This is a genomic window from Sphingomonas sanguinis NBRC 13937 (assembly GCF_001591005.1).
Classification (GTDB): Bacteria; Pseudomonadota; Alphaproteobacteria; order Sphingomonadales; family Sphingomonadaceae; genus Sphingomonas; species Sphingomonas sanguinis.
This window is the reverse complement of record NZ_BCTY01000026.1, coordinates 32074-51081: the sequence shown is the minus strand read 5'-3', so window position 1 is coordinate 51081 and position 19008 is coordinate 32074. Positions and strand designations below refer to the sequence as shown.

General features: G+C 66.0%; 26 protein-coding genes and 1 tRNA gene. 9 read left to right on the top strand and 18 right to left on the bottom strand.

The features are described 5' to 3' along the window. The 5 genes from SSA01S_RS11820 to SSA01S_RS11800 form a co-directional block, all read right to left on the bottom strand. The coding region (locus tag SSA01S_RS11820; protein ID WP_156477771.1) for a HAMP domain-containing protein at positions 1-1145 on the bottom strand (1145 nt) is incomplete at its 3' end. A gap of 65 nt (positions 1146-1210) precedes the next feature. Continuing rightward, entirely contained in the window at positions 1211-1714 is a 504-nt protein-coding gene (locus tag SSA01S_RS11815) for a chemotaxis protein CheW (protein ID WP_061780497.1), read from the bottom strand. Positions 1715-1718: 4 nt separating this feature from the next. Beyond that, positions 1719-3716, bottom strand: a complete 1998-nt coding sequence (locus SSA01S_RS11810; RefSeq protein WP_061780496.1) for a chemotaxis protein CheA — start codon at positions 3714-3716, stop codon at positions 1719-1721. Further along, positions 3713-4081 (bottom strand): response regulator, encoded by a 369-nt coding sequence (locus SSA01S_RS11805; protein WP_058717505.1) that lies wholly within the window; start codon positions 4079-4081, stop codon positions 3713-3715. The genes SSA01S_RS11810 and SSA01S_RS11805 overlap by 4 nt, the downstream gene beginning before the upstream one ends. Continuing rightward, positions 4078-4392 (bottom strand): STAS domain-containing protein, encoded by a 315-nt coding sequence (locus tag SSA01S_RS11800; protein ID WP_240954641.1) that lies wholly within the window; start codon positions 4390-4392, stop codon positions 4078-4080. Before SSA01S_RS11800 ends, SSA01S_RS11805 begins: the two co-directional genes overlap by 4 nt. A 14-nt stretch (positions 4393-4406) precedes the next feature. On the opposite strand from SSA01S_RS11800, the gene SSA01S_RS19540 reads away from it, so the two are divergent. Next, on the top strand, positions 4407-4739 hold the full coding sequence (locus SSA01S_RS19540) for a hypothetical protein (RefSeq protein WP_156477770.1): 333 nt from the start codon (positions 4407-4409) through the stop codon (positions 4737-4739). Between the two features lie 101 nt (positions 4740-4840). On the opposite strand, the gene SSA01S_RS11795 is transcribed toward SSA01S_RS19540, so the two are convergent. After that, on the bottom strand, positions 4841-5659 hold the full coding sequence (locus tag SSA01S_RS11795) for an arylamine N-acetyltransferase family protein (protein ID WP_061780495.1): 819 nt from the start codon (positions 5657-5659) through the stop codon (positions 4841-4843). 109 nt (positions 5660-5768) lie between these two features. On the opposite strand from SSA01S_RS11795, the gene SSA01S_RS11790 reads away from it, so the two are divergent. Continuing rightward, positions 5769-6704, top strand: a complete 936-nt coding sequence (locus SSA01S_RS11790; RefSeq protein ID WP_061780494.1) for an L-threonylcarbamoyladenylate synthase — start codon at positions 5769-5771, stop codon at positions 6702-6704. A gap of 51 nt (positions 6705-6755) precedes the next feature. On the opposite strand, the gene msrA is transcribed toward SSA01S_RS11790, so the two are convergent. Beyond that, entirely contained in the window at positions 6756-7295 is a 540-nt protein-coding gene (msrA, locus tag SSA01S_RS11785; protein ID WP_058717502.1) for a peptide-methionine (S)-S-oxide reductase MsrA, read from the bottom strand. A 79-nt stretch (positions 7296-7374) separates the two neighbouring features. Between msrA and galE the strand changes: the two genes are divergently transcribed. Together galE and SSA01S_RS11775 are read left to right on the top strand one after the other, a co-directional pair. Next, on the top strand, positions 7375-8379 hold the full coding sequence (gene galE / locus SSA01S_RS11780) for a UDP-glucose 4-epimerase GalE (protein WP_061780493.1): 1005 nt from the start codon (positions 7375-7377) through the stop codon (positions 8377-8379). A 5-nt stretch (positions 8380-8384) separates the two neighbouring features. Further along, positions 8385-9224 (top strand): HpcH/HpaI aldolase/citrate lyase family protein, encoded by an 840-nt coding sequence (locus tag SSA01S_RS11775; RefSeq protein WP_061780492.1) that lies wholly within the window; start codon positions 8385-8387, stop codon positions 9222-9224. Here the strand turns inward: SSA01S_RS11775 and SSA01S_RS11770 are convergent. Next, the gene (locus SSA01S_RS11770) at positions 9201-9938 is read right to left on the bottom strand and encodes a phosphatase PAP2 family protein (protein WP_082795057.1); all 738 of its coding nucleotides are present in this window, start codon (positions 9936-9938) and stop codon (positions 9201-9203) included. The genes SSA01S_RS11775 and SSA01S_RS11770 overlap by 24 nt on opposite strands. Before the next feature lie 158 nt (positions 9939-10096). On the opposite strand from SSA01S_RS11770, the gene SSA01S_RS20180 reads away from it, so the two are divergent. Continuing rightward, entirely contained in the window at positions 10097-10222 is a 126-nt protein-coding gene (locus SSA01S_RS20180) for a hypothetical protein (RefSeq protein WP_272867556.1), read from the top strand. Positions 10223-10360: 138 nt separating this feature from the next. Here SSA01S_RS20180 and SSA01S_RS11765 read toward each other — a convergent pair. Together SSA01S_RS11765 and folK are read right to left on the bottom strand one after the other, a co-directional pair. Then, positions 10361-10436, bottom strand: a tRNA-Lys gene (locus SSA01S_RS11765). 20 nt (positions 10437-10456) lie between these two features. Further along, positions 10457-10933 carry a 2-amino-4-hydroxy-6-hydroxymethyldihydropteridine diphosphokinase gene (gene folK, locus SSA01S_RS11760; protein WP_061780491.1) on the bottom strand — a complete coding sequence of 159 codons (477 nt, stop codon included), beginning with the start codon at positions 10931-10933 and terminating at the stop codon, positions 10457-10459. 22 nt (positions 10934-10955) lie between these two features. On the opposite strand from folK, the gene SSA01S_RS11755 reads away from it, so the two are divergent. Beyond that, positions 10956-11627, top strand: a complete 672-nt coding sequence (locus SSA01S_RS11755) for a uracil-DNA glycosylase (RefSeq protein WP_156477769.1) — start codon at positions 10956-10958, stop codon at positions 11625-11627. Positions 11628-11674: 47 nt separating this feature from the next. Here the strand turns inward: SSA01S_RS11755 and SSA01S_RS11750 are convergent, their stop codons facing one another. The 5 genes from SSA01S_RS11750 to SSA01S_RS11730 all read right to left on the bottom strand — a co-directional run bounded on the left by SSA01S_RS11750 (position 11675) and on the right by SSA01S_RS11730 (position 16298). Beyond that, positions 11675-12097 (bottom strand): hypothetical protein, encoded by a 423-nt coding sequence (locus SSA01S_RS11750; RefSeq protein ID WP_061780489.1) that lies wholly within the window; start codon positions 12095-12097, stop codon positions 11675-11677. Next, positions 12097-12945: an N-carbamoylputrescine amidase gene (gene aguB, locus SSA01S_RS11745; protein ID WP_061780488.1), complete on the bottom strand. Its 849-nt coding sequence runs from the start codon at positions 12943-12945 to the stop codon at positions 12097-12099. The genes SSA01S_RS11750 and aguB overlap by 1 nt, the downstream gene beginning before the upstream one ends. A 114-nt stretch (positions 12946-13059) precedes the next feature. Continuing rightward, the gene (locus tag SSA01S_RS11740; RefSeq protein WP_061780487.1) at positions 13060-13533 is read right to left on the bottom strand and encodes a hypothetical protein; all 474 of its coding nucleotides are present in this window, start codon (positions 13531-13533) and stop codon (positions 13060-13062) included. Between the two features lie 132 nt (positions 13534-13665). Beyond that, positions 13666-14670 carry an agmatine deiminase family protein gene (locus SSA01S_RS11735; RefSeq protein ID WP_244885670.1) on the bottom strand — a complete coding sequence of 335 codons (1005 nt, stop codon included), beginning with the start codon at positions 14668-14670 and terminating at the stop codon, positions 13666-13668. Further along, positions 14667-16298, bottom strand: coding sequence for a M28 family metallopeptidase (locus SSA01S_RS11730; RefSeq protein ID WP_061780485.1), 1632 nt, complete (start codon positions 16296-16298; stop codon positions 14667-14669). Before SSA01S_RS11730 ends, SSA01S_RS11735 begins: the two co-directional genes overlap by 4 nt. 92 nt (positions 16299-16390) lie before the next feature. Between SSA01S_RS11730 and SSA01S_RS19825 the strand changes: the two genes are divergently transcribed. Together SSA01S_RS19825 and SSA01S_RS11720 are read left to right on the top strand one after the other, a co-directional pair. After that, complete coding sequence (locus SSA01S_RS19825; protein WP_167348913.1) at positions 16391-16531, top strand: hypothetical protein; 141 nt, start codon at positions 16391-16393, stop codon at positions 16529-16531. A 146-nt stretch (positions 16532-16677) separates the two neighbouring features. Then, complete coding sequence (locus tag SSA01S_RS11720) at positions 16678-17058, top strand: lysozyme inhibitor LprI family protein (protein ID WP_061780483.1); 381 nt, start codon at positions 16678-16680, stop codon at positions 17056-17058. 39 nt (positions 17059-17097) lie between these two features. Here SSA01S_RS11720 and SSA01S_RS11715 read toward each other — a convergent pair whose 3' ends face one another. From SSA01S_RS11715 to SSA01S_RS11705, 3 genes are all read right to left on the bottom strand, one after another. Then, positions 17098-17466 carry a hypothetical protein gene (locus tag SSA01S_RS11715; RefSeq protein ID WP_061780482.1) on the bottom strand — a complete coding sequence of 123 codons (369 nt, stop codon included), beginning with the start codon at positions 17464-17466 and terminating at the stop codon, positions 17098-17100. A 126-nt stretch (positions 17467-17592) separates the two neighbouring features. Further along, on the bottom strand, positions 17593-18207 hold the full coding sequence (gene rpsD / locus SSA01S_RS11710) for a 30S ribosomal protein S4 (RefSeq protein WP_042490485.1): 615 nt from the start codon (positions 18205-18207) through the stop codon (positions 17593-17595). A gap of 158 nt (positions 18208-18365) precedes the next feature. Next, the gene (locus SSA01S_RS11705; RefSeq protein WP_061780481.1) at positions 18366-18599 is read right to left on the bottom strand and encodes a hypothetical protein; all 234 of its coding nucleotides are present in this window, start codon (positions 18597-18599) and stop codon (positions 18366-18368) included. Between the two features lie 100 nt (positions 18600-18699). On the opposite strand from SSA01S_RS11705, the gene SSA01S_RS11700 reads away from it, so the two are divergent. Next, positions 18700-19008: a chorismate mutase gene (locus tag SSA01S_RS11700; RefSeq protein ID WP_061780480.1), complete on the top strand. Its 309-nt coding sequence runs from the start codon at positions 18700-18702 to the stop codon at positions 19006-19008.

The window sequence follows — 19008 nt, the reverse complement described above, 5'->3', positions numbered from 1 at the left end:
TTTTCCGCGATGGTGCGCATGGCGATCACGGCCTTCTGCACCGCCTGGCCGCTGATCTCGGCATCCTGCGAGGACTGGCGCGCGATCTTCTCGGTCTGGGTCGCGTTGTCGGCGTTCTGTTTGATGTTCGCCGCCATCTGCTCCATCGAGGCGGAAGCTTCCTCGGCGGCCGCGGCCTGCTCGGTCGCGCCCTGGCTCACCTGTTCCGACGATGACGACAGTTGCTGGCTGCCCGCCGCGACATTCTGCGCCGCCTGGGTGGCATCGCCGACGACGCCGCGCAGACGCTCGACCATCGCGACCAGGGCATGACCCAGCGTGTCCTTGTCGGACAGCGGCTGGTGATCGACGGTCAGGTCGCCGCTGGCGATCGTATCGGCCAGTTCAGCGCTCTGCCGCAGATTAGCGGTCATACGGTTGACGGTTTCGACCAGATCCTTGATCTCGTCATTCGACGTGACCGTCACGTCCTGGCTCAGGTCACCGATCGCCACGGCATCGATCGCCACCGAGACCTTGTTCAGGCCCTGCGACACAATGCGCGAAATCCAGAAGGCACCGGCAATGGCGACCAGCAACGCCAGTCCCGCCGTGATGAACAGGATATTGCGCGCATTGGAATATTGTTCATTGGTGTCGGCGTCGGCCTGCTTCATGCCGTCCTGCGCAATGCCGACGATCTGGTCGAGTTGCTGAGACATTGCACCGGCAACCTCACGCGACTTGGTGACCGAAACCTGCCCCGCTTCCGCATTCTTGTTGGCCAACGCCAGGCGGCGAACCTGGTCGTTGATCGGCACATACTGGTCGAACAGCGACTGGACCTGCATCCAGCGCGGCTTGCCTTCGGCCGTCGCGATGTTGATACCCGTGGCGATCAGTTCGCGCACCTCGTTGCGCGCCTTCATGTCTTCCGCATCGAACTTCTGGGTGAGGCCCTCGTCCTCGGTCAGCGCCATGTTCTTTTCAAAACGCAGCGTCTTGTTCATGCGCTCGTTGACACGCAACGCGATCTCCAGACGCTTGGAAGGACCCGCGATGACCTCGGTGATGGCTTCGTTCAGGGCGCTCATCTTGGTGACGCCGACGCCGACGACGGCCAGCATCAGGACGATGATGACGGCATAACTGGCCGCCAATTTCATTTTGATCGTAGCTCGCATGTATTGGGTCCCCCCCCTTGAGGATGAAATTGGATGGCAGGTTGCAATCAGTGAAGGCTGACCGGCTCGGCCGTGCGGGCCGTGAGGCGCGCGAACAGCGATGGCAGGTCGGGCAGGACGATCAGGTCGCCCTGGCGGCGGACCAGGCAGCGGACATGGTCGCGCGGCCAACGTATGCCGATGACGGGCGCCTCTTCGGCATCCAGCGCATCGAGCACCGCCACCTCGTTGACGCGATCGGCGGTCAGGCCGATCAGAACGGGCGCGCCGTCCAGGTCCAGTTCGATGACGATGATCCGGCTGTCGGCGGTGGAGCCTTGCGCCTCCATGCCGAAGGGCCCGCGCAGATCGGCCAGCGGCACGATCCGCCCGCGAAAGTTGATGACGGCCCCCGCCATCGGATCGGCCCCGGGCACCGCCGTGATCGGCATCATGTCCAGGATTTCGCGGACGATGCCCGCTTCCAGCGCAAAGGTTTCGGACCCCAGGCCGAAGGTCAGGACCTCCAAGCCATTTTCTGGCGTCCAGTTGGGAATCTTGTGATATGGCATGGGCTTATCCAGCGGCGAGACGCCGCTCCTCCCTGGGCTGGCTCATCGCGATGAGCTGGGCGATGTCGAGGATCAGGGCGACCGAACCGTCGCCCAGGATCGTCGCGCCCGCAAAGGCCGCGACGCCCCGGTGCAAGGGCGACATCGCCTTGATCACCGTCTGGTGGTTGCCGATGATCTGGTCGACGACCAGACCGACCCGCTCCTGGCCGGTGCCGACCACCACGATCTTCTGATAGGTATCGGGCTTGGTCCCGGTGTCGAACAGGTCGCGCAGGCGCAGGAAGGGCACCAGCCGTTCGCGCAGCGTGATGATGCTGCGCCCACGCGAACGCAGATCCTCCTCCAGCGACAGCTCCAGGCATTCCTCGACCGCCGCGAGCGGGATGACATAGCTTCCCTCGCCCACCCGGACGAGCAGCCCCTCGATGATCGCCAGCGTCAGCGGAATGCGAAGCGTGATGGTCGAGCCCTGGCCCGACACGCTCTTGACAACGATCGAGCCGCGCAGGCTTTCGATCGTGCGCTTGACCACATCCATGCCGACACCGCGCCCCGACAGGTTGGTGACCTGCGCCGCCGTCGAGAAGCCAGGATGGAAAATGAGACCCAGCAGTTCGTCCTCGCTGACCACCTGCCCCGGCTGGAGCAGGCCATTGGCCTCCGCCTTGGCGCGAACGCGCTCGACATCGATGCCGCGCCCGTCGTCGGTGATGGTGATGAGGACTTCGCCGCCCGCCTGATGCGCGCTCAGGCGGATCACGCCGCTGGCCGACTTGCCCGCCGCCAGACGATCCTCGGGCTTTTCCAGGCCATGGTCGCAGGAGTTGCGGATGATGTGGACCAGCGGATCGAACAGTCGCTCGATGACCGTCTTGTCGACCTCGGTGCTCTCGCCCTCGGTGACCAGCTCGATCGTCTTGCCGGTTTCGATGGCAAGGTCATGGATCAGGCGGCGGAAGCGGCCGAACAGCGTCGAGACCGGCACCATGCGCAGGATCATCATCGTGTCGCGCATCTCGCCCGCCAGCCGCTCGATCTCTTCCGAGACGGATCGCAGGCTGAGGTCCTGGCCATGGCCTGCCAGCTGCGACAGCCGGCTCTGCGCGATGACGAGTTCGCCGACGCGGTCCATCAGTTCGTCCAGGCGCTCGGCGGGGACGCGGACATGCTCGCCCTGCGACCGGTTGGCGGCCGCCGCCCGCGGGGCCGCATCGTTCGCCGGGGCGGGCGCGGTGGCGGCCGCCTTGGCTTCGACGATCTCCACCGGAGCCGCCTCCTGCACCTCGTCCTCGGTCTCCTCGACCGCGAGCGGCGTGATGGTGATGTCCATGTCGTCCATGACGAACAGGAAGACGTCCTCGATCGCCTCGCGCGAAATGTCGCCGATCAGCGTGCAGTCCCAGCCGACGACGCAGTGGCTGGGGTTGAACTCGTCCAGCGCGGGGATGTCGTCGAGGCGCGCGACGATGCTCGCCTCGCCCAGATCGCGCAACTCGTCGAGCAGCGCCAGCGGGTTGGTGCCATGGGCCATCGCGTCGGGCGGCAGGCGGAAGGACAGGGTCCAGCCCTGCTTCGCCGGAGCCTTCACCACGGCCGGAGCGCCGCCGGAGCCGCCCGCTGCGGCGTCGACCGCCGCCGCCAGCTTCGCCAGGATCGCCTGCCCCTCGGCCTCAGGCGCATCGCCCTCGACCAAGGCGCGCATATGGTCGCCCGCCGACAGGATCACCGATACCAGGTCGGCGGTGGCGGGCACGTCGCCCTTGCGCACGCGGTCGAACGCGCTTTCGCAATGATGGGTGAAGGCCGCCAGCTTGTCGAAGCCGAACATCGCGCCCGAGCCCTTCAGCGTGTGAAGGCCCCGGAACACCGCATTGACCAGGCTCATATCGTCCAGGCGGTGACCCAGATCGAGCAGGCCCTGTTCGACCTGCTCCAGAAGCTCGCCCGCCTCGACCCGAAAGGCGGCTGTCGGGTCCTCATTGCTCCCGGGGCCGCTCATCGTGCCAGGACCTTCTGCGCGACGCGGATCAGCTGTTCGGGCTGGAACGGCTTGACCAGCCAGCCGGTCGCACCGGCGGCCTTGGCCTGGGCCTTCATCGCATCGTCCGATTCGGTGGTCAGGAAGATGATCGGCACACCCGCCTGGGCGGGCTGTTCACGCAGCGCGCGGATCATCTGCAACCCGTCCATGTTGGGCATGTTCAGGTCGGTGACGATCAGGTCGAACCGCGTCGCGGTCGCCTTGGCCAGACCTTCGACACCGTCGGCTGCCTCGGTCACCGCATAGCCCGCGCCGGTCAGCGCGATGCGGATCGCCATGCGCAAGCTGGCGCTGTCGTCTACGGTCAGAATGGATGCGCTCATTGGGAGGTGTCTCCGTGGAACCAGAATTGGGAGTGGTCGGGATGGTCGGCGGACGTGAAGCCCGCCCGGTCGAGAAGGGCGCGGAACGGATCGCCCGCAGGGGCCGTCAGCGCGAAGTCACAGGCGGCCTTCGCCGCGCTGACCCGCGCCGCCTGCACCAGCTGGATCACGCTGAGATCGGGGGCAGCCACGTCGGACAGGTCCAGACGGACCGTGCCCCCCGGCGTGATCGCGGCAGTCAATTCTTCGGCAAGTACGCCGATATTCGGCAGGCACAGATTCTCGCTTGCCATCACCGTGGTGATCGACATGATCGCTTCCTTCCATGGAAAAGCTGTGGCGGCGCCGGAGCAGCCCTGCGCCGGAGATTACAGTCTGGGATTGCTGCGACCGTCTTTCGGCAGTCGATGATCGTCACCGGAGCGATGCCATCGCACGCCGCCAGCCTCTGGTCGCTGTGACGAAAATCCTAGCCTCATCCGTAATCCCCCACGTTCATTCGTGGGTGTACGCATCAATGGTAAAATCGAGCTTAAATGTAGAGGAGGATGTGACGGAAATGGCGATTTCTGTAATCGATCCCATGGACCATGACAAAAATGCCATGGATGCCGCCATGTTTGCGCTGGGACATATCCGCGAACAGCATAAGGCCTGATGCTCAGCCACGAAGAAAAGACGAGCCGTTCCCCGAGTCGCGGGAGATAGGACCGGTGGGCATGGGCGGCACTGCACCCACCCGCCCACCGGCGAAAATGGTCATTCGGCGAACAGGATCGCGCTGTCCTCGACCGTCAGGTCGATGCCGAACATCAGGCTCATGCGCATCCGATAGACGCGCGGATCGGTGATCGTCGCGGCGGTCTCATCCTGGCCGACGCGGCGGCGATAGTGGCGATCGGTCAGCGAGGCGAAACCGTGCGGCAGGATGATGCTGACGATGGTCGCCTGCCGGAACCGGCTGGCCTCGGCGGTCGAGGTCCAGTGATTGCTCAGCGCCAGGTCGGCGTCCCAGACATGATCGATGGTGAAGCTGTATTGCGCCTCCCACCCCTCGCCCGTCGAGCGACCGTCGGTATGCCCCGGATGCCCGTCGCGCAGCAGCATCCAACCATGCTGCGCGTCGCGGGTCAGGCGGAACCGCGCGCCGTCGGGGGCCGTCGCCTCGGCACCCTCGACCAGCGGCAGGGGCGGCGAATAGCTGCCCCCGAAACCGGCATCCGCGATCCAGTCCTGCCCGTCGATATGGACGAGGCTGAGCGTGTGGGTCACCGGCGGCACGTCCGTGGCCCGCAGCCAGACCCGCGCCAGGATCGGCCGTGCCGCAAACCCGTGCGCGGCCAGCGCGTCGAGGAACAGGCGGTTCTGCTCGAAGCAATAACCGCCGCGCTTGGCCATCACCAGCTTGGTGAAGACGCTGTCGCTGTCGATGGCGATGGGGCGGCCCAGCCGCACATCGAGATTCTCGAACGGAATGGCCAGACGATGCGCCCATTGCAGTCGCGCCAGCCCATCGGCATCGACGGTGACGCGCGACGGCAGGGCGATACGGGCGAGATAGGAATCGAGGTCGAACATGGCCCAGCAGATAGGGTGCCGGATCACGATTGTCGAAGGGGTGATGGCCCCGCCCCTTATCGGGCGCACCTCTTATCGAACAGGGCGCAACCGGGTATAGGCGCGCGCGATGGCCTTTCCCGATACCGATCCGACCCTGCCCTTCTCTCCCGCCGCGATCCGCGCGGCCGCGCAGGTGCTTCGTGCCGGTGGCATCGTCGCGGTGCCGACCGAGACCGTCTATGGCCTGGCCGCCGATGCGACCGAGCCGCAAGCCGTCGCGCGTATCTATGCGGCCAAGGGGCGGCCGTCCTTCAATCCGCTGATCGTGCATGTCCCCGATCTGGCGGCGGCCGAAGCGATCGCCGAGTTCGACGCGGAGGCGCTGGCGCTGGCCGGAGCCTTTTGGCCGGGTCCGCTGACCTTGGTCCGCCCGGTGCGACGGGATTCGGGGATCGCCGCGCTGGTGACCGCCGGGCTCGACACAGTTGCCATCCGGGTGCCGCGCCACCGCGCGATGCAGGCGCTGCTGGGGGAAACCGGCCGTCCGCTCGCCGCGCCCTCGGCCAATGCCAGCGGCGGGATCAGCCCGACCCGCAGCCAGCATGTCCGCGCCAGCCTGGGCCCCGCCGTGCCGATCCTCGACGACGGCGCGACCGAGGCGGGTGTCGAGTCGACCATCGTCGCGGGGCGCACTATCCTGCGCCCCGGTCCCGTGACCGCCGCGATGCTGGCCGAGGTGCTGGGCGAAGTGGAGCAGGGCCCCGAAGCCCCCGCTATCGTCACCGCCCCGGGCCAGCTGGCCAGCCATTATGCCCCGCGCAAGCCGCTGCGGCTGAATGCGATGCGGGCCGAGGCGGACGAATGGCTGATCGGCTTTGGCGCGGTCACCGGACAGGATACGCTGTCGGCGAGCGGCGATGCCGTCGAGGCGGCGGCGCGCCTGTTCGACGCGCTCCACCGCGCGGATGCCAGCGACCGGCCCCGGCTGGCAATCGCCCCGATCCCGGCCGAGGGGATCGGGGACGCGATCAATGACCGGCTGCGACGGGCCGCGACTCGCTAGGATAGCGGGCGGGAGCTGATCCTTCGCTTTCGCCTCCGCCCGATACCCGGATTACGCCGTGACGGCCTTCGACCGTGCGGCAAAGCTCTTGCGCAGCTTCTGCAGCTTGGGCGGGATCACCGCCATGCAGTAGGGGTTCGACCGGCCAGAGGTTTCCCAATAATCCTGGTGATAATCCTCGGCCGGATACCATTCCGCCATCGGCTCGATGGTCGTCACGATCGGCTTGTCGCTGCCCGCCTGGGCCCGTTCCATCGCAGCCTTCATCGCGGCGTCCTGGCGCTCGTCCGCCGGGAACATCGCCGAGCGATACTGGGTCCCGACATCATTGCCCTGACGGTTGAGCTGCGTCGGGTCATGCGTCGCGAAATAAATGTCGAGCAAATCGTCCAGCGCCAGCTGTTCGGGGTCGAAACCGATTCGGATCGCCTCGGCATGGCCGGTGTCGCCGCCGCACACCTGCTTATAGGTCGGGTTGGGCACGGTGCCGCCGATATAGCCGCTTTCGACCGATTCGACGCCGATCACGTCCTTGAACACCGCCTCGGTGCACCAGAAACAGCCCCCGGCCAGCGTTACATATTCGGTCACTCGGAATCTCCTTGTCGTCTTGTATGCCTAGATAGGAAGCGGCTAGGCCACGGCAATCCAAGCATTTGGGACAAAAGTGATGGCAGCGATCGACGGCAAGGTGATGGTAACGGGCGGGGCCGGCTATATCGGCAGCCATGCCGTGCTGGCGCTGCTCGATGCGGGCCATGAGGTCGTGGTGCTCGACAATCTGGTCACCGGCTTCGACTGGGCGGTCGATCCGCGCGCATCGCTGGTCGTCGCCAATGTCGCCGACGACACCGCCGTCCGCGCCGCGATCCGGGACCACCGCGTCCGCGCGATCATGCACTTCGCCGGATCGGTCGTGGTGCCCGAGTCGGTCAGCGACCCGCTCAAATATTATCGCAACAACACCGCCGCCAGCCGGTCGCTGATCGAAAGCGCGGTGGCTGAGGGCGTCGCCCATTTCATCTTCTCCTCGACCGCCGCCACCTATGGCACGCCCGAAAAGGTGCCGGTCGCCGAGAATGACCCGAAGGCACCGATCAACCCCTATGGCATGTCCAAGCTGATGACCGAGATCATGCTGAAGGACGTCGCCGCCGCGCATCCGATCAACTATTGCGCGCTGCGCTATTTCAACGTCGCGGGCGCGGACCCGCAGGGTCGCTCGGGCCAGTCGACAGTCGGCGCGACCCACCTGATCAAGATCGCGGTCGAGGCGGCGATCGGCAAGCGCGATGCGGTCGGCGTCTATGGTACCGACTTCCCGACCCGCGACGGGACCGGCGTGCGCGACTATATCCATGTCTCGGACCTCGCCGCCGCGCATGTCGCCGCGCTGGAGCTGCTGGTCGCGCAGCCGGGTGAGAGCCATACGCTCAACTGTGGTTACGGCCGGGGCTTCTCGGTCCTCGAAGTGCTCGATGCGGTCGACCGGGTGACCAATCACACGATCGAGCGCCGCTTGGAGGGCCGCCGCGCGGGCGACCCGGCCGAACTGGTCGCCGACAATAGCGCGATCTTGGCCTCCCTGCCCTGGCGGCCCGAGCGCGACGATCTGGACGGCATCGTCCGCGATGCGCTCGCCTGGGAGCGCAAGCTGGCTGAGATGGGCCGCTGATCCCGATGCGGCTGCGCTCGCTATTGTTCGTGCCCGGCGACCGGCCGGACCGGATGGCCAAGGCGCTGGGTCTGGGTGCGGACGCGCTGATCCTCGACCTGGAGGATGCGGTCGCCCCAGGCGCGAAACCCGCCGCGCGACAGGCGGTGGCGGCGTTCCTGGCCCAGCCCCGCGATCACGGTGTGCAACTGTTCGTGCGGATCAATCCGGTCGACGGGCCGTTGGCGGCGGAGGATCTGGCGGCGATCTTGCCTGCCCGGCCCGACGGGATCGTACTTCCCAAGGCGGAGGGCCTGGTCAGCCTGCACGCGCTGGCGGCGCGTGGGGTGGAGCATATCCCCATCCTGCCCATTGTCACCGAAACCCCGACCGCGATCTTCCGACTGGGCGAATATGCGGGGTCCAGCCTGCCGCTCGCTGGGCTCACCTGGGGGGCGGAGGACCTGCCCGCCGCGATCGGTGCGACCACGGCGCGTGAAGCGGACGGCAGCTATACCGCCCCCTATCAGCTCGCGCGTTCGCTAACCCTATTCGCCGCCCATGCTGCGGGCACCGCCGCGATCGAGACGGTCTATCCCGATTTCCGCGATCTGGACGGGCTGGCCGCCTATGCCGCGCGGGGGCAGCGCGACGGCTTTACCGGCATGATGGCGATCCATCCGGCGCAGGTGCCGGTCATCAACGCCGCCTTCACCCCCTCCGAACAGGATATCGCCCGTGCCCAGGCGATCGTCGACCTGTTCGCCGCGAACCCCGGCGCAGGCGCGCTCCAGCTCGACGGCAAGATGGTCGATGCGCCGCATCTCAAAGCGGCACAGGCGCTACTCGCCCGCGCGCGGGGCTGAGGTCTTCGCCCATGACGCGCGGGCGGCGGCGGTCGCCCACCACCAGCCCAGCGCCCAGAGCGTGCCGAAGCACCATCCCGCCGCCACGTCCGACGGCCAATGCACGCCCAGATAGACCCGACTGACCCCAATCGCGCCGACCAGCACCACGGCCAACAGCACGATCATATGACGCAGCCGCCGAGCCTGCGTCGCCTGGGTCGCAAGCGCGGCCAGCGTCAGATAGACCATGGCTCCGCCTGCCGCATGCCCGCTGGGAAAGCTGGCATTATGGACATCGACCCAGTGCGGCACCAGGTCGGGCCGGGTGCGTGCGACCAGATGCTTGACCAAGGTGACGACCGCGCCGCCGCTGATCCCCGCCGCCACCGTCGCGATCGCCGTCAACCACCAGCCCCGCGCCAGCAGCAATAGCGCCGCGCCCCCGACCATCAGGATCAGCACCGGCACGCTGCCCAGCGCGGTGAAATCAACCGCCACCGCCCTGAGCGCAGCCGACTGGGCATGCGCCCGCAACCCGGTCAGGATCGCGCGATCCCAGGCAAAGGGCCAGTGATCGACCAGCAAGCCCACCAGCAGCAGCAACGCCAGCGCCGCGCCCCCGGCCGCCAATCCCCGCAAGGCCAGAGGCAGGCTCGCCAGCCCCGGCGACTCGGCCGCCTGCGATTCGGTGGAAAGCGCCAAGTCGCTTTCAAGCGAATCGTGCGGCGTCATGGCTTGGGAACTTCCATGACGATGCTGTGACGATGCCCAAGGCAAAGCGCAAGCTCGGGCCTCAAGCACCCTGGAAAAACGGGTTTGTCAGGCCCATTCTTTTGATGCAGAACTGTCCTACACCGGCACAAAGACCGGTGGGAGAGGAATGCCAGACCATGGACGAACACGCCATTCTACCTATCAATCGCCTGTTGATCCTGACGTGCGGCGCTGTCGTGAGTTGGCTGGCGGTGGGCGGCGTCGCGCTGGGTGCCTCCGCGCTGGTCAAACAGCTGCTCTGATCGACCGTTTCACTTTCCCCACGGCATAACAGGATCGGTCGCTCCCCTGGTCGAGCGGCCGATATCTGCGCATGATCGGAATGGCATGACGCGCGACGTCCGCATGGGGACGAACCTGCATCGGATGCTTCCCCGCGATGGTGGGTCCGCCGGGACTCGAACCCGGGACCTCTCGATTAAAAGTCGCTTGCTCTACCAACTGAGCTACGGACCCTCCATCGGGGTGGATGGGACCTAGGGGCGCGGACGCCTCCGGTCAACACCATGTCGCATTTGCCGAACCGTTCGGCCATCACGCGGATCGCGCCAGTCCGGAACGATCGCGACCAGCGGGTGCAGCACGAAGCTCCGGGCCGCATAGGCGATGTGCGGCACGACCAGTTCGGGGGAGCGCCACCGCCCCCCCGACCACAGGATAATGTCCAGGTCGATCACCCGCGCGCCCCAGCGTTGTCCGCACCGTCGCCCGAACGCCTGTTCGATCGCCTTCAGGTGACGGAGCATCGCCGGGGGAGCAAGCAGACTGTCGACCAAGGCCGCGGCATTGGCAAAGGCCCGGATCGACGGCCCCACCGGCGCGGTCGTGATGATCGGCGACACGCGCCTGACACCGCCGATCGCGGCCAGCGCGGCACGAATCTCGTCCTGCGGCGAGCCATGCCGTCCCGGACGGTTGGAACCCAGCGCGATGGCATAGCTTGTCGTCGTCATGTCACCCGACTACCCGAGCGCGATGCCCGACGCATCCTTTCCCGCTATCCCTGCACCCCTCGTCCCGATCCAGCCGCCACGCGACTGCCCGCTCTGTCCACGCCTGGCCGAGGTCCGCCATGCCGTCGCCGCCGAATATCCCGGCTGGTGGAACGCGCCCGTGCCGCCGTTCGGCGATGAAAACGCCTGGCTCGCTATTGTCGGGCTGGCACCCGGCAAGCATGGCGCGCACCGCACCGGCCGCCCCTTTACCGGCGATGGCGCAGGACCGCTCCTCTATGGCACGCTCGCCAAGTTCGGGCTGGCCGAGGGACAATTCGACGCGCGTGTCGATGACGGCGTGACGCTGACCGGCGCGGTGATCCTGAACGCGGTCAAATGCTTGCCCCCCGAAAACAAGCCGACGCCCGACGAAATCCGCACCTGCCGCCCCTTCCTGACCCAGGAACTGGCGGCGCTGGCCAAATTGTCGGTCGTCATCGCGCTGGGCCAGATCGCGCACCAGTCGGCGGTCAAGGCGCTGGGCGGCAAGCTCCCCAAGACCCGATTCGCGCATCTCGCCGAACACCGGATGCCAAGCGGCATGGTCGTGCTCGATAGCTATCACTGCTCGCGCTACAACCAGAATACCGGCCGCCTGACGCCCGAGATGTTCGAGGCTGTCTTCGCGCGGGCGTTAGAGTTGCGGGGGTGAATCCGGCTTGGACCACCCCGGCCGTCACCTCGGTGGTCCATCAGACGCTATCGTTTGGGCAGGAGTTTATTCCAAGAGGGTTTCAAGCGACCGAACAACGCTAATTCTTCGCTCGCGCATAATGAAACGCGCTGACCGAAAATCTCCTGCTCTGCCGAGTGGCGAGCCCAAACCCACATTTCCCCGTCCGCCAGACAGGGACGAATCGAAGCCGCTAGAGCGCCGCCGCGTCCATTGCCCTTGAAACCTTCGCGGTGCTGCCCTGCCCGGGCAGCCAGCGTGCCACCTGCCTTACCGACATAGCAGATCTCCTTCGCCTGCCCGTCCGAAGTCGTCCACACCCATGCGTAGACGAAACCCTCACGATGATCCGCAGGGCGCGCCTTATAGTCGAACCGCAGCCGATCATTCTTGAGCTGAATTTTCGCCCAAGGACTAAATTGCAGCGACTCGAGTTCAGCCTCGATCATCAGATGTCCTGCACCAGCCGCCCGTACAGTTCAGGCCGCCGGTCGCGGAAGAAGCCGAAGGCGGCGCGGTGGCGCTTTACGCGGTCGATGTCGAGGGTGGCGACGATCACGCCTTCTTCCTCGCGGCCCAGCTCGGCCAGGATGTCGCCGCGCTCGTCGCAGATGAAGCTGGTGCCGTAGAAGGTCTGGCCATGCTCGTTGCCGATACGGTTCGCCGCGACGATCGGCACGACGTTGGACACGGCATGGCCGACCATCGCGCGCCGCCACAGCCGGGCGGTGTCGAGGCTGTCGTCATGCGGCTCGCTGCCGATCGCGGTGGGGTAGAACAGGATTTCCGCACCCATCAGCATCATCGCGCGCGCCGTCTCGGGATACCATTGGTCCCAGCAGATGCCGACGCCCAGCTTGGTCGCTGGGCCGTCCCACACCTTGAACCCGGTATTGCCGGGGCGGAAATAGAATTTCTCCTCATAGCCCGGACCGTCCGGGATATGGCTTTTGCGATAGACGCCCGCAACCTTGCCGTCCGGGTTGACCATCGCCAGCGAGTTATAGTGATGCGGCCCGTCCGCCTCGAAGAAGCTGGTCGGGATATGGACCTTCAGCTCGGCCGCCAGCGCCTGCATCGCCAGCACCGCTTTGTGCTCGCCCGTCGGCTTGGCGTTGGAGAACAGTCCTTCGTCCTCGACACGGCAAAAATACTCGCCTTCGAAAAGTTCGGGCGGCAGGATCACCTGCGCACCCTGGGCGGCCGCCTCACGGACGAGGCGCGTGACCTCGGCGATGTTGCGGTCGATATCGGCGGTGAAGGCCAGTTGCAGCGCGGCGACAGTGATCTGGGTCATGGCCACGCCCTTTAATGGCTCGGCGACCGGGCGTCACCCCGCTTCCGCGCGCCGGACGTCGGGAAAAGATCCGGGCGCCGCGTTGCGGTTGCGCCGGGCGAAGCGTCCCGGCGGTCAAGATGCCTGCCGAATTACGGCGAGGCGTTCCGTCGCGTCGATGCCCGGATCGAGCAGGATGCGGCGCAGTACCACCGGGTAGAAGTTCTTCATCTTCTGGTCGCACAGCGCCATCAGCCGCTCGTTGAGCTGGCGCGTCACCACGACATATTCGCTCCACCGTTCCTCAATGGCGCGCGCGGTCCAGGTACCGACATGCCGGGAATAGGCCAGTCGCAATTCGCGGGTTTCGGTCACGATCGCCTCGCATCCAGGAATGCTCGCCATCAGCCGTCGCTCGCGCAACGGCGTCAGCAGCAGCTCGTCCTCGGTCTTCAGATGCTTGACGATGATTTGCGCGATCCGCATGCGCACCGCCCCCAGCATGGGCTCGGCATCGGCATAGCGCATGTCGAACAGCGCCATGAGATCGCCGATGGCCCGTGCGATATCGTCATATTGGCTGCGGAGCAGATTGATCGTGGCTTGCAATGCATGATTCCGATCCCGGACAGGGGATCGCGAGGTCATAGTCGGCTGACGGTTTACGGATAGTGAAGGGCCTGCCCCCGACGGGCTGAAGCCCGCGTCTCCTTGTCGGACACGCGGGCTCGAAACCCGTGATCAGGTGATCGCCGGAATCTGCTGCGAGATGCAGTGGAAGCTGCCGCCGCCGGTCAGGATGGCGTCGGCGCGCAGGCCGATGACCTCGCGGTCGGGGAAGATCGCCTGGATCGCCGCGACGCCCGCCGCGTCATTCTCGCTGCCATAGAGCGGCACGACGACGGCGGCATTGCCGATGTAGAAGTTCATATAGCTGGCAGGCACGATCTCCTCGTCGCGCAGCACGCGGCCCGGCGACGGGATCAACACGACCTCCAGCCCCGCGGCGATGGCGTCGCGCTTGGCGGCCATATAGACCTGCCAATTGGGATCGTTCTCGGCCGCTTCAGGCAGGGCGATGCGGTTCGGGCCGACGAAGCGGGCCAGATTGTCCACATGGCCGTCGGTATGATCGTTGAGCAGCCCGTCGCCCAGCCACACGATCCGGGTCAGCCCCAGGTCCTGCGCCAGACGCTCGGCAATCGCCTCTTCGCTCAGGCCCGGATTGCGATTGGGGTTGAGCAGGCACTGGCGCGTCGTCACGGCCAGGCCGGTGCCGTCGCCGTCGATGGCGCCGCCCTCCAGCACCCAGCCACAGGCGCTGGCCGCGATACCACGCTCTTCGGCCAGCCGCGCACCGACCGTATCATCGCCGGGCAGGTCGTATTTGCCGCCCCAGCCGTTGAATTCGAACAGCCGCGCCGTGCCGTCGCCCGTGACGATCGGCCCGGTGTCGCGCAGCCAGATGTCGCCGAACGGCTGGACGATCACCTCGGCGGCGTCACCAGCCATGCGGCGCGCGGCCTCGGCCGCCTCGCCGTCCGCGGCGACCAGGATCACCCGCTCGCCCCGGCCATCGGCATGGACGGCGCGGGCAAAGGCCAGCACCTCTTCGCGCGCGGGCTCCAGATCGTCTTCCCACAGCTCGCCATGGCTGGGGAAACCGATCCACACGGCTTCGTGCCGGGCCCATTCAGGGGGGGGCGGCGTCGTCGCGTTTGGCGTCGTCACATGTAACGTCGTCACTGGGCGTTCTTCCTGCTTTGATCGCGGATGCCGCGAAATTCGGCGGTGGGATACCAGTTGGGCCACAGGCCCGGCCGGTCGGCGAGCGTCCTGCCCAATTGATAATAGACCGTCAAATCCTCGACCGCACCCGACCAATCCCAGCGGCGATCATATTGGTCGGCGGGCTTGTGATAACGGTGCGCGACATAGTCCTCCGCCGCCGCCTTGCCCGCCGCGGTGCCGCCGACCACCTTGTCCTGTCCCGATCCGCCGTCGAGCATCGGCACGCCCAGTTTGGCGAAGGAGAAATGGTCGGAGCGGTAATAGCTGCCCCGCTCGGGATTGGGCTCGGCGCTGATCGTGCGGCCCTGCGCGGCGACGATCTGTTTCGCCAGATCCTCGATCTCCGACTTGCCCTGCCCGACCAGCACGAAGTCCCTGGACCGGCCCGTCACGTTCAGCCCGTCCATGTTCACCCCGCCGACGGTACGCGCCAGCGGGAAGACCGGATGCTGCGCATAATAGGACGAGCCGAGCAGCCCGCTTTCCTCCGCCGTCACCGCCAGGAACGCGATCGACCGCTTGGCCGGCCCCGCCTTGGCATTCGCCTCGGCCAGCGCGACCAGTCCGGCCACCCCGCTCGCATTGTCGAGCGCGCCGTTGCAGATATCGTCGCCGTCCACCGCGTCGCACCGGCCCAGATGGTCCCAATGCGCCGAATAGAGGACATAATCACCCGGCTCGGTGGTGCCGGGCAGGACGCCGATAACGTTCTTCGACGCCTGTCGCCGGATCGTATTGCTGAAGCCGCCCGACAGGGTGAGGCCAAGGGGCACCGCCTTGAACCCCTTGGTCTGCGCGGCCTTGGTCAGGGTGGCGAGATCGCGGCCCGCCGCCTTCAGGATGCGCTCGGCCACCGGTTGCTGCAGCCAGCCGATCACCCGGCTCTGGTCCTGATGATCGCCCGCCTCGTCCAGTTCGAGCTGCGGCCCGGTCCAGGAGGATTGCACCACCGCCCAGGGATAGGCGGCGGGTTCGGTCTGGTGCACGATCAGCGCGGCGGCCGCGCCGTGCTTGGCGGCATTCTCGAACTTATAGGGCCAGCGACCGTACCAGGTCATGGCACGGCCCTCGAACGGCCCTTCGCGGCCCATGGTCTGCCAGTCGGCGTCGTTGATCAGGATGACCACCGTCTTGCCGCGCACATCGACCCCGGCATAATCGTCCCAGCCCTTTTCGGGGGCGGTGATGCCGTATCCGACGAACACCAGCTCGCTGTCCTTCACATCGATGCGCGGCGTCACCCGGTACGTGCCGACCACCATGTCGGTGCGATAGGCGAGCGGGATCGAGGTCCCCTTTCCGGCCACCGTAAAGGGCTGGACGTCGTTGGCGGTGATCTCGACCATCGGCACGTCCTGGGTCCAGCTGCCCTTGTTGCCCGGCTTCAGCCCCGCCTTCTGGAAGCGGTCGATAATATACGCGACCGTCTTGTCCTCGGCCGGAGTGGTCGGTGCGCGACCCTCGAACGCGTCGGAGCTGAGCGTCTGGGTGACGGTCTTCAGCGTGTCGACCGAAATGGCGGGCTTCTCCTGCGCCATCGCGGTGCCGGACAGGAGGAGGGACAATAGGACCAGACGGCGCATGATGATTTCCCCTTATATCTTGGGATGTTGTGCCCGGCGGGGTCGCACGGGGCAAGCTTGCCAATACGGCAGCGCCGCGTCAGGCTGGCATCATGAAGAAACTGTCACCCTTTGCCGTCCTGGTGATCTTCGGATGCATCGGCCTGCTGACCGGCAAGTTCGGCCTGTGGTTCCCCGTGGGGCTGGCTACTGCGATCGGCGTCGCGATCTTACAGAGCAAGCGCGCCGGATAGGGCATCTCCATACTGCTTGGGCGCTTTTCTCGCGGCAGGGTCAGAAAATGGCGGCGGCGCCAGATCGATGCTGAAACCGTCCCGACGACAAATGGTTGTGCGACTGTATCGGCCGATGAGAATGTCACGCCGTATAAAAGGAGGGAATGATGAAGTGGATTGCCGCCATGACCGCCGCGATGATCGTCGCAACGGGCACCCCCGCCCTGGCGCAGGAATCGCCGAACCTGTCGCCCGCCTATAGCAGCTGCATGAGCCGCGCCGGTAGCAACACCGTGCAGAGCGGCGTCTGTACCCAGCGCGAGTCGGCTGTCCAAGATGACCGACTGAACAAGGCCTATCAGCAGGTCATGCGGCAACTGGTGTCGCGTCCGGCGGCCAAGACCGCCTTGCGCGACCAGCAGCGCCGCTGGATTCGGGAACGGGATTACAGCTGCAAGATCAATGGCGACACGATCGATACCAGCTGCATCGTAAGCAAGACGGCGCTGCGCGCGGATCAGCTGGAGCGACAGATCCGCTTCTGATTGCGGTCCTGCCGCAACATACCCTTGGGCGACTGCCCGTCAGTCGCCCAGGGAATAGACGGACTCGAACTTGCCATCCTTCAACCCTCCAATCACCCATGTCGAGGGTTTGCCGCTGGCAAAGCTGATCGTGTATTTCTCGTAACGCTGTCCGTTCGCGTCCTGGGACTTGTCGAACTTCACCGACTGGATCGCGCCCGCCGCCTTGATCGCTGGGGCCATCTGCGGGAGCTGCTGACGACAGGCGTTGAGCAGTTGCTCACCCATCAGCGCCTCAGGGCAGGTACCGGCGGCAACGGCGGTCATCATCGCGCGAAGCTGGTCGGCATACAGCCCCTGCTCGGCCGTCTGGGCGGTAGCAGCCGTCGTGCTCAACCATGCCGCCGCGGCGATCAATCCCAAGCGCATCAACACCCTCCCCCTTTAAACAGGCGGAGTATGCGCGCGCCACCGCCACCCGGCAAGCGAGGCGTAAACAAAAAGGGCGGCCCCGATGGGACCGCCCTTTCCGTAAATTCGGTAGAGACCCGAAACTTAGCGCGAATAGAATTCGACGACCAGGTTCGGTTCCATCTTCACCGGATAGGGCACCTCGTCCAGGGTCGGGATGCGGGTCAGCGCGACCTTGGTGTTGCCGTCGGCGGTGACGTAATCGGGCACTTCACGCTCGGCGAGCTGCTGAGCTTCCATGACCAGCGCCATTTCGGTCGCCTTCGAGCCCAGCGAGATCTCGTCGCCGACGAAGCAGCGACGCGACGCGATGTTGCACTTCACGCCGTTGACGCGGATGTGGCCGTGGCTGACCAGCTGGCGCGCAGCGAAGATCGTCGGCGCGAACTTGGCGCGGTACACGATCATGTCCAGACGCTGCTCGAGCAGGCCGATCAGGTTCTGCGAGGTATCGCCCTTCATGCGGGCGGCTTCCTGGTAGCAGGCCTTGAACTGCTTCTCGGTCACGTCGCCGTAATAGCCCTTCAGCTTCTGCTTGGCGCGCAGCTGCAGACCGAAGTCCGACATCTTGCCCTTGCGACGCTGACCGTGCTGGCCGGGGCCGTACTCACGCTTGTTGACCGGGCTCTTGGGGCGACCCCAGATGTTCTCGCCCATACGGCGATCGAGCTTGTACTTCGCGCTCTGACGCTTCGACATGTGTATTCCTTAGCAACTACGAACAACGTTGGTCCCGGTATCGCACCATGCCAGTCTTTGAGGGACAAGCGCAGGCCCACCGCTTCACCGGGATGCGGGGGCAATTGCGAAGCGGCGCGCCTAGACGAGAGGCAAGCCGAAGTCAACTAAGATGGCAGTCAGTTGCCGACCGGGCCGCGTGTGCGGGTAGCGGCTTCCTGGACATCCCGCCGCGCGATCAGGGCAATTTCGTCCCATTCCAGCCGCGTGTGGCAAATCCGTCGTCCACCCAGCCGTGATCCGGTGGCCTCCTCCTTTTTGCAGATCACCTTGTCCTTTTTGGACGGAGGCACCGATGCCGGAGCCGTCTCCTGGCCCGCCAGCGCCAACAACAGCAACATGGTCACCATCATCTCACTCCCCCTTTATCGGTGATCAGGATGCTAACGCGATCTGCCGCCCCGCCGCAAGCGGACTGGACAGCGCCCGCCCCGCCCGGCAGAGCCCTTGCCCATGACCCAGATACTCGCCGGACCCGATTGCACGACCATGGCGGAGGTTCGCGCCGGGGTGGACCAGCTCGACCGCGAACTGGTGGCGCTGCTCGCGCGCCGCTTCGCCTATATGGACGCCGCCGCGCGGATCAAACCGACCCGCGACCATGTGCGCGACGAGGATCGCAAGACCCAGGTGATCGATCAGGCGCGCGCCGAAGCGGTGCGGCTGGGCGTGCCCGAGACGGTCATCGCCGAAATCTGGGAGATACTGGTCGAAGGGTCGATCGCCTATGAACTGGCGACCTTCGACCGGACGCGGGGATAA